Below are 8,524 nucleotides of genomic sequence, written 5' to 3'. Positions count from 1 at the left end.
GGTCTCGGCGATTGCCTCAAGTAGCAGCGGCAGATTCTCCGCCTCGTTAAAAGCCGGCAGGACGATCCAGGTGTTCACGGCTGCTTGGCTGTCCCTCTTCCTTGCTTGGCGCGATAACCGTCGTCGCGCATTTTACGGTCCAACTATCTGAATCGCATGATCGTGATTGGCGGGAGACGCATCATTCCGCGGCCCGGCAGCGGAGCGGTTCGAGTTATTGAGTTCCATTACCCACAGCAGGCTGAAATTCTGCTCAGGACTCCACCGGTAACCCCTCTCACCGAGCGCCTCAACGAGATCGCTCAGGCTGCCTTTGGGCCACGGGCCGCTGAAAACGAGCCAAATGTGCTCGAATCCATGGGCGGCCACGAACCTCGCTGTCTTTAGGACGGCGGGTCGCAGGGCGTCCCGAGACCATTGGCGGCGGTCAGGTAGCACCACGATTTGCTCTCCTGTCGGGTTGAAATAGTAGCGAAACGGGAGATCCGTTCCCGCGGGAAAGTACACAACTACGTCAGCTGCCGCATAGCGAGCTCTGACATATGCTGCCGCGAGATCGTAGTGGTAGTAGCGGTACGCGGGATTAGCCTGTGCGACGGCGGGATATGCGAACGCACTGGCACAGCAAATCCAGAGAAGCACAGTCCATGCTTGAGGGCGCGTAGCCGTCCAGGCACGTAGCTGCACGATACCGGCAGCAAGAAGCAAGGCGGCAAATGGCTCGAGGAACACCAGGTGACGCGGGTAGGCCGCGGCTTTCCCGAGAACGAGAGAAGCCGCTAAGAGTAGCACGAGCGGACCCATCCAGGACAGCCCGACGAGTTGCCGCCCCGCTCTGTTGATCCGGCCGAGGGCGCCGGCGCCCAGCATCAGGAGGCCGCACCATGGCAGCACCAAGCCCAAATCAAAAGGGAACGGCACGGTGCTACCAAGTGTCTGGTAGTTCGCGTTTCCGAACAGATAGCCGCCGTATGTCTGTGTGGCAAGGACGCTGATCAAATCACCGAGTCCCGTCGGCAGGCGTGCCGCTATGCCTCTGCCGGGTACTCCAAGCACATACGGGATCCACGGCAGGTAAAGGACGAGCGCAACGCCCCCGGCGGCTGCGAGGTTCACGACCGAGCGGCGCGACGGTCGTGACAACAACACCCACGCCACCTGGGCCGGAATAAGGACGAGCGAGTAATAACTGACATATGCTGTGAGCGCAATGCTCACACCATACGCAAGCCACCACCGCATCAGGCCCGAACTTTGCGCAGCTCGATACAGAAGCCACGTCGATGCAAGCACGAGAACTTCGAGCAAAGGATACATTCGCAACTCGTTGCTTGCGATGATCTGAAAAGGATTCAATGCCACCAGCGTGGCCGCGACCACGCCGATGGCCGGGGAAAAAAGCCGCCGCCCAATCTGCCACGTCAGGAGAACTGCTGTTAGTCCACAGACCAACGATGGAAACCGCGCCGCGGCGAGGCCGGTCCCGAACCATCGAATCCAGATAGAGAGAAGCGCATAGTACCCGACTGGATGAACGTCGCTGACGCGGAGAAAAGCAACGATATCGCGCACAGGCTTGGCCGCGACATTGAGACTGTATGCTTCATCAAGCCACATCGGGCGCACGCCAAGCAGCCAGACTCGCAAAAGAACGGCAAGAATCATAACGCCGAGAACGGCGGTGTGTTCGTGCGACTCCCGCACCTTCTCAGCCGCCTCTTGTTGACTGCGGTTCAGAAAGGCTGGTGTCGCTTGATTAGGCAGTCTCACGACAGGGCTCTGTCCCACCGATGTGATCCTCTTTCCGGCGTCAACAGTGCTTCGGCAACGCCCGCTCGGCGCGCGCGCCCGACGTATTATGCCCGCGCGGCTTCACTTTCAGTCGAGCCAGTTGGTCGTCGCTTGCGGTCACGCGATTCGACGCAGGATCCTCGTGTGAAGCCCGTATTCGCCCCGAGCACGGACCGGGGCCATCTCAATGATGCAATCGCGATGTTCCTCCGGTCGCAGCAGGCGATGGGAGCCGCTGCCGCGATGGATGCGGACCTGTCGCAGAGAGCCGCCTGGACCGCCCAAACTATCGTTTGCCGCAAGTCTCCTAGAAGGAGTCTGACCAGAGTCGCTGGATGGAATAGGTCGACGTGTTAAATGGCGACGTGGTGTAATGGCTCCAGGTAGAGCCACCATTCGTGCTCCGATAGACGGCGTTCGTGATACTATTACCGCGGCTAATGCCCCACGTCACGCTGACAGTATCGCCCCACGCCCCTAGGTTCGGGTTGTTGCCAGCCGCTGTCGCGGTATATGGGACGACAGAGCTATTGTCCGAACTCCAAGTTGAGCCATCATTAGTGCTTCTCCATCCGAGGCCGGTGGTATCGTTAAAAGAGTCATTCGCATAGCAACCCATTACCAGCCATGAGCCGTCGCTACAAATGCCGGGATTGTTGGGGTCCCCGACCATAAGGGATGGCGCGTTCTGAGAGCCATGCTGCGCCGTATCAGAGAATACATTGGACCAAGTCGAGCCAAAGTCAGTTGATCGCCACATGAAGATTCCCGGACTCAGAGTAAAGCTGTTACCCGAAACGACAAGCAATAACACATCGTTGGTCGACGTCTTCTGATAAGAAAGATTGCAGGTCGCCGCGTGCGAACGATTCGCATCTGAGAAAACCCGGCTCCATGTCGAGCCACTATTCGAAGAGGACCAAACCTGCGTCGTTCCGGCTGACGTGTCAATGCCGAATACAAACAAGTCGCCGTTCGAAGTCCGGATGAAAGTAGGAGACAAAGACATGGAACTGGACTGTGACGGTAATGTGGATGCTGAAGACCAGCTACTGCCACCATTGGTGCTTCGCGTAACTGCCTGTGCCCCGCTACTGCCACCGAAACCAAGAAGCGTACCGTCTGGAAGAATGCCGACGAAATTCGCGACAGGGGGAACGCTCCCGAAGCTCGTCCACGTACCGCCATTATTCGTGGTGTAGTAGAACCAAGGCGAAGCGCCTGTGCCCTCGACGGCCGTTTGGAAAGTGTTGAATTCATCAATCCAAAAATAAGAGATGCCTGTATTGCTCCCGTCGTCACCGCGAAAAGATGACCAAGTAGATCCGTCTGTGGTCTTGTAGACCGGGTTCGTTGAACCAGCAGAACCACCGCTTAGCCATGCGTAGACGTTGGCCATGATGAGCCTCCCGTGCTGGCTGAACAACCTTTGCGGTCCAAATGTTTTTCGTTACTCATTACCTCAGTCCTGCAAAATTAAGCCCTGACGTACATCACTGCTCTATTAATAAACCGACAAAGACCGACCCGCTTCTGCTTGCCAGGAGATGAGCAGGGGCTCATCAGGAGACTTCTGCCGTTCAATCTGTTTTGTGGCCGGCTAGGGTCGGGCAGAGATCCCTGCCACGCTACCAACAGCCGACGTCCACTGCTATGGCGAGCGGAGCAGACCCCGAGCGGCAGCGAACTCGTGCCCGCGGCGTTTTCCACTTCTGCTATGCGACCATCTTACTATCGAGTACCGCGCTGTAACGTCAAGACGGGCTCCTGTCTAGAACCCACACGCGCGCGACAAAGTTATTGGTTTTGAGCAGTGTGCTGAGGGCATGGTGATTGAGCCGGAAGGGAAGACGGCAGGACACGAGTAAAAGCATTACTGAAAGAGAACCGAGTTACCGTTGGTGAGGGTCCGCACAAAGGTCCGCGTCAAAGTCGGACTTGTCGAACACCTTGAATTGCAGGGCGTTCCGGGCAGGGGCGATCGGGCTCATAACCCGAAGGTCGCAGGTTCAAATCCTGCCCCCGCTACCAAAGAAACGAAGCAAGGCGGCGGGGGCCTGTTCATCAAGTGAGAGCAGGCCCCTTACGTTTTCGCTAAACTCTGCAACCAGACCCTTGGGCGTATCTGCCACGCCGCGCCCGGTCCACGTCGCATCATGTGCCCGCGCCTTGCGGTCAAACGGGCGGCGCGGGGGGTTCCTGCCTTGTTTAGGGAAGAAGAGGGCGGCTAGCGTGCCCCGTGCCCGGACCCGTGGACCCGATCCTGTAGAATTTCACCGATGCCCCGCAGTCGCTGTGCTACGCTTCCCAACTGTCTACCGACATTGTTATCCGGGTTGCGCTCCCCGACAGGCCCGCGCGCATGGCCGTTGTCCTTCCTCTCCAACTCCGCGACGGCCGTCCTCGCCAGTTCGCGGACGCGCTGGCTGAACAGTGCCCGCGGCTCGGACATGAGCATCGGCATCCCTCGATTCCCTGCCAGGGCGACCCTTTGGTCATGAGGCAGGAGGGCGGCGAACTTCATCCCGATCGCCTTCTCAACCTGCTGAGGGTCGAGAGAGACCCGTCCATCGTGTCGGTTGCCGACCAGCAACAGGTTCTGCGTGGGAAACTGCAGGTCGTCGAGCACATCGAGCACTTGACGAACATCTTTCAGGGTCACCACGTCGAGCGTCGTCACCAGGATGGCCAGATCGGTCATTTCGAGCGCCGCGACCATCGCGTCGAGGGAGGACAGGCTCGCATCGACGACGATCGTGTCGTACACGTCCTGGAGGATGCCGAGGAGGTCACGGAACCGATCTGGAGACATGACCTCCGCCTGCTCGGTCCGAAGCGGCGCGGCCAAGACCTCAACGCCGCTCGGATGCTTGGCTAGAAAGCGGTCGGCAATTTCCGTGTCCAGGCTGGCGACTAGATCGTGGACGGTGACCTTCGGCGTGATGTTCATCAGGATCGCCGCGTCGCCAAAGTGCAGATCCGCGTCCACGAGCGCGACGCGGCTGCCCCCATCCTCCTTGAGCGCGATGGCCAAGTTTGCGGCCACGGTGCTCTTCCCTACGCCGCCTTTGCTCGACATGACGGTAAACACCACTCCTCGGTGCTGGGGGACGACCTCTCCCGTATCCCGCGCCGCGTCGGCCGCCGCTCTGACATCTACCTCGCTCAACGGAGCGAACAGGCACGCTCGGGCCCCGGCCCGCATGGCGCCCTGTGAGATCTCCACGGCCGCCTTGTTGGAAGACAACATCGCGACAAAAAGGCCCGGGTATTTGCGTGAGAGGGTGCCGGCCAGATCAAGGCCCCCGCCGCCCGCGAGATCTGTCGAGAGGAAGATCAGTTGGGGCCGGCGGCGCTCGACCGTTTCGAGGAGCGCCTCCTCGGTGGCTACCTGAGCGACTACCCGAAGCCCCGGGCACTCCGCGATCGTGCGCATGATCAGTGCACGCGCGTTCTCGTCCGCGGTCGCCACTAGAACCCGCAACAGTTGCGTCATACCGTCCGTCCCTGGCGTAGCTATGCGCGGGCCCGCCGTGGGGCACAGCCAGATGTGTATGCCCAATACCGCAACGACATAGACTCTTGATTCAACGCTCACCCCACGCGCGGCTACCAAGAGTCGTGGGGCGGATCATCCTCTCGGTTCATCGGTGCCGGTCTACGGACATTCGTCGCCATGTCTTTCAGCTGCGCTACCACACTGTCATGCGCGGCTACCCGCCCCACCCGAGCGCGCCTGATAATTTGGCAGAACGCGCCGACGATCGCGGGATCGAACCGCGTGCCGGCCCCGCGCTTGAGACCGGTGATCGCGTCACGAGAGGACAATGTCGGAGCCCCAGGACGGCCCATGACCATCGCCCCATAGGCTTCGACGACCGCCAGCATCCGCGCCCCGAGGGGAATCGCATTTTCCTGGAGCCGATCCGGATGGCCGGTCCCGTCCCACCGCTCGAAGCGACGGCGCAGAATCGCGGCGGCGGGACGCAACCACACGATGCCGTTGAGCATTCGAAAGGCAACGACCGGTTGCTCACGGAGCATGGCCTGTTCGTCCGCGTTCACATCCGAAGACAGTCTCAAGGTCGACTCGGGCACGTCGATCGTGCCGATACCATGGAGCAGGGCCGCACGGCGTACCGCCTGAACATCCGACTCGGAACAGGAAAGCTCGCGCGCCAGAGTTTCCACCCATCCCACAAGGCACTTGCTGTAGCCTTCGGCGCACCCATTTCGCGCGTCGAGCAGGTCTGCCACCACGGCGATCTGCCTGTCGTCGTCTTCCGCCTCCGGGGCGCCGATGCGCTGAACGAGCGTCCGATAGGTCGCTTCGCCTGACTTTGGCGCCGGAGCGGCGGGTCTCTCGCTTCGCCATTGCTGCGATCTTTTGATGTCCGCCTCGGCCGCCGGATCTTGTGGAACCTTCGGTTCCTGCCGAGCGGCGGAGATTCGTGCGTTCTCCGTCTCCGGCGACCTGCGGGCGCGGTCCAGCACGGGTTCGGTCGCGTCCAGTTTGGTCTGGACGTCCTTCAGTTGCGTGCGCTCCGCGTTCAGGCGCTCGCGGGTCTCGGTCAGCCGGGCGCCTTCTGCGGTGAGTTCCGCCTGGAGGGCCGCGACGCGGGCGGCGTCGGCGTCGAGCGTCTGCCGTGCATGTGTGAGCTGGTCTGTCTCGCTCCGCAGCGCGCGCTGGGCGTCGGCCAGGCGCTCGTGCTCGGCGGCGAGCGCCGCCTCGGCATCGGCCAGTCGCCGGTTCTCGGTCTGAAGCGACATCCGTTCCGCGGCGAGCCGGAGCTGCTCGTCCTTTCCGACCTCATGGATCTCGCTCAACTGCGCCCGCTCGCCTTCGAGTTGGCGCTGGGCCTGCGCCAGGCGTTCTACCTCCGCTGTGTGCGAAGCCTGCTCGGCGGCGAGGCGCGCTCGCTCCGCCGTCAAGGCGGCGCGCTCCTGGGCCAGGCGCGCCTCGCCGCCTTCACACTCGTGCCGGAGGGCGATCAGACGCGCCTGCTCCTCCTCAACCGCCCGGCGGGCATCGGCGAGCCGCCGCTGTTCGGAGAGGACGAGACCGGACTGCGCCGTGTCGGCCTCGCGCATCTGTGCCCGCGCGGCTTCCAGTTCCTGCCGGGCTGCGAAGATTCGTGCGTCCTCGGTTTCCAGCGACTTGCGGTCGCGGTCCAGCACGGTTTCGGCCGCGTCCAGTTTGGCCTGGAGGTCCGCCAGTTGCGTGCGCTCCACGGTCAGGTGCTCGCGGGCCTCGGTCAGCCGAAGGCCTCCTGTGGTGAGTTCCGCCTGGAGGGCCGCGACGCGCGCGGCGTCGGTGGTGAGCGTCTGCCGCGCCTGCGTGAGCTGTTCTGCCTCGCTCCGCAGCGCGCGCTGGGCGTCGGCCAGGCGCTCGTGCTCCGCGGCGAGGCGCGCCCGCTCCGACGACAGGGCAGCGCGCTCCTGGGCCAGGTGCGCTTCACGCCCTTCCCAGTCTTGCCGGAGGGCGATCAGACGCGCCTGCTCCTCCTCGACCGCCCCGCGCGCCTCGGTCAGCCGAGCGCCTTCCGCGGTGAGTTCCGCTTGGAGGGCCGCGACGCGCGCGGCGTCCGCGTGGAGGGCCTGCCGCGCCTGTGTGAGTTGCTCTGCCTCGCTCCGCAGCGCGCGCTGGGCCTCGGCCAGGCGCTCGTGCTCGGCGGCAAGCACCGCCCCGGCGTCGGCCAGTCGCCGGGATTCTGCCGGAAGCAGCCCTGCTTCGTCCGTCAGCGGGGGGCGTTCAACCCCGAGGTCTTGTTCCCGCAATGTCTCTGCGAGCCGGACCGCCTCGATCTCGAGTCCCGCGCGCAATCTGACCGGATTGTGCACCGGGGTCTCGGCGCGCGCCGCGGACCAGTCAGGCGCTCGCGCCGTAATCCCACGCGCAGTGATCCCATGCTCGACGGCCATGGCCGCCTGTGACGCAAAGACGCGTAGGATCTCCTGCTCCGTTACCGACGAGATGTGCGGTGTATCGTAGTAATACGCCAGCACGCCGATCGTCCGGCCCGCGCGAGTGAGCGGCCAAGAGCAAATCGACCGCATCCCCTCCCGCTGGACCCGCCGACGGACGGCGTACCTGATGGGCAGCTCGCAGACATCAGGTAGGAGCCACGGCGCCGGGGCGCGCTTGTGGCCGCCCCTCGGCAGATCCATACAGGCGAGCTCCGGATGGCGCACCAAATGAATCCACGGGTTTTCGCCCTCCGGGGTGATCAGTTCGCGGACGTACCCCTCCGACAGGTGGTAATACCAGGGGCAGGTCACGACGCCGTTCGTCGAACGAAAGAACACCGCGGCGTGGTCTGCCCCGGTCAAACTGACGAGAGCAGATCCCGCCGCCGCGGCCGCGGACTCTGCCGAGGTGGCGCGCGCGAGCGCCTCGCTGGCCGCGACGAGGCGCGCTCTCATCTTCACGTACCGCTCCACGTCAGCGGCCGCCATGCTTGTCATCGTTTCGGTTCCGAGCTGCGCGTCTGCCGGCATACGTCCTCTCGGGTCCCGGAGACATGCGTATCGCGGGCCCCGCACCGGAGCGCGGCAGTGTCCGCCTGCGGCCGTTGCCCTCCTCGTTTGGTGATGCCCCCCCGGCGGACCTCTCAGACTCGGGAACGGCGCTTGCCCGTGGGGTTCTTTACCGAGGAAGCCGATGGCTGGGCTCATCGGTGGGGGCCGACGCCGGATATGGCGGCGTCCCGTAAACACTCCAACTGGCTATTCA

The 8,524-nt window shown here is 63.2% G+C and carries 4 protein-coding genes; all 4 read right to left on the bottom strand.

The window, feature by feature from the left end:
- Positions 1-132: 132 nt before the first annotated feature.
- On the bottom strand, positions 133-1,704 hold the full coding sequence (locus VFL28_08225) for a glycosyltransferase family 39 protein (protein ID HET7264641.1): 1,572 nt from the start codon (positions 1,702-1,704) through the stop codon (positions 133-135).
- Between the two features lie 394 nt (positions 1,705-2,098).
- Positions 2,099-3,190: a sialidase family protein gene (locus VFL28_08220; GenBank protein HET7264640.1), complete on the bottom strand. Its 1,092-nt coding sequence runs from the start codon at positions 3,188-3,190 to the stop codon at positions 2,099-2,101.
- A gap of 828 nt (positions 3,191-4,018) precedes the next feature.
- On the bottom strand, positions 4,019-5,287 hold the full coding sequence (locus tag VFL28_08215) for a P-loop NTPase (protein HET7264639.1): 1,269 nt from the start codon (positions 5,285-5,287) through the stop codon (positions 4,019-4,021).
- A gap of 113 nt (positions 5,288-5,400) precedes the next feature.
- On the bottom strand, positions 5,401-8,214 hold the full coding sequence (locus VFL28_08210; GenBank protein ID HET7264638.1) for an HD domain-containing phosphohydrolase: 2,814 nt from the start codon (positions 8,212-8,214) through the stop codon (positions 5,401-5,403).
- Positions 8,215-8,524 lie beyond the last annotated feature (310 nt).

It is taken from the genome of bacterium, assembly GCA_035691305.1.
GTDB lineage: Bacteria > Sysuimicrobiota > Sysuimicrobiia > Sysuimicrobiales > Segetimicrobiaceae > DASSJF01.
This window is presented reverse-complemented; position numbering and strand designations above follow the sequence as displayed.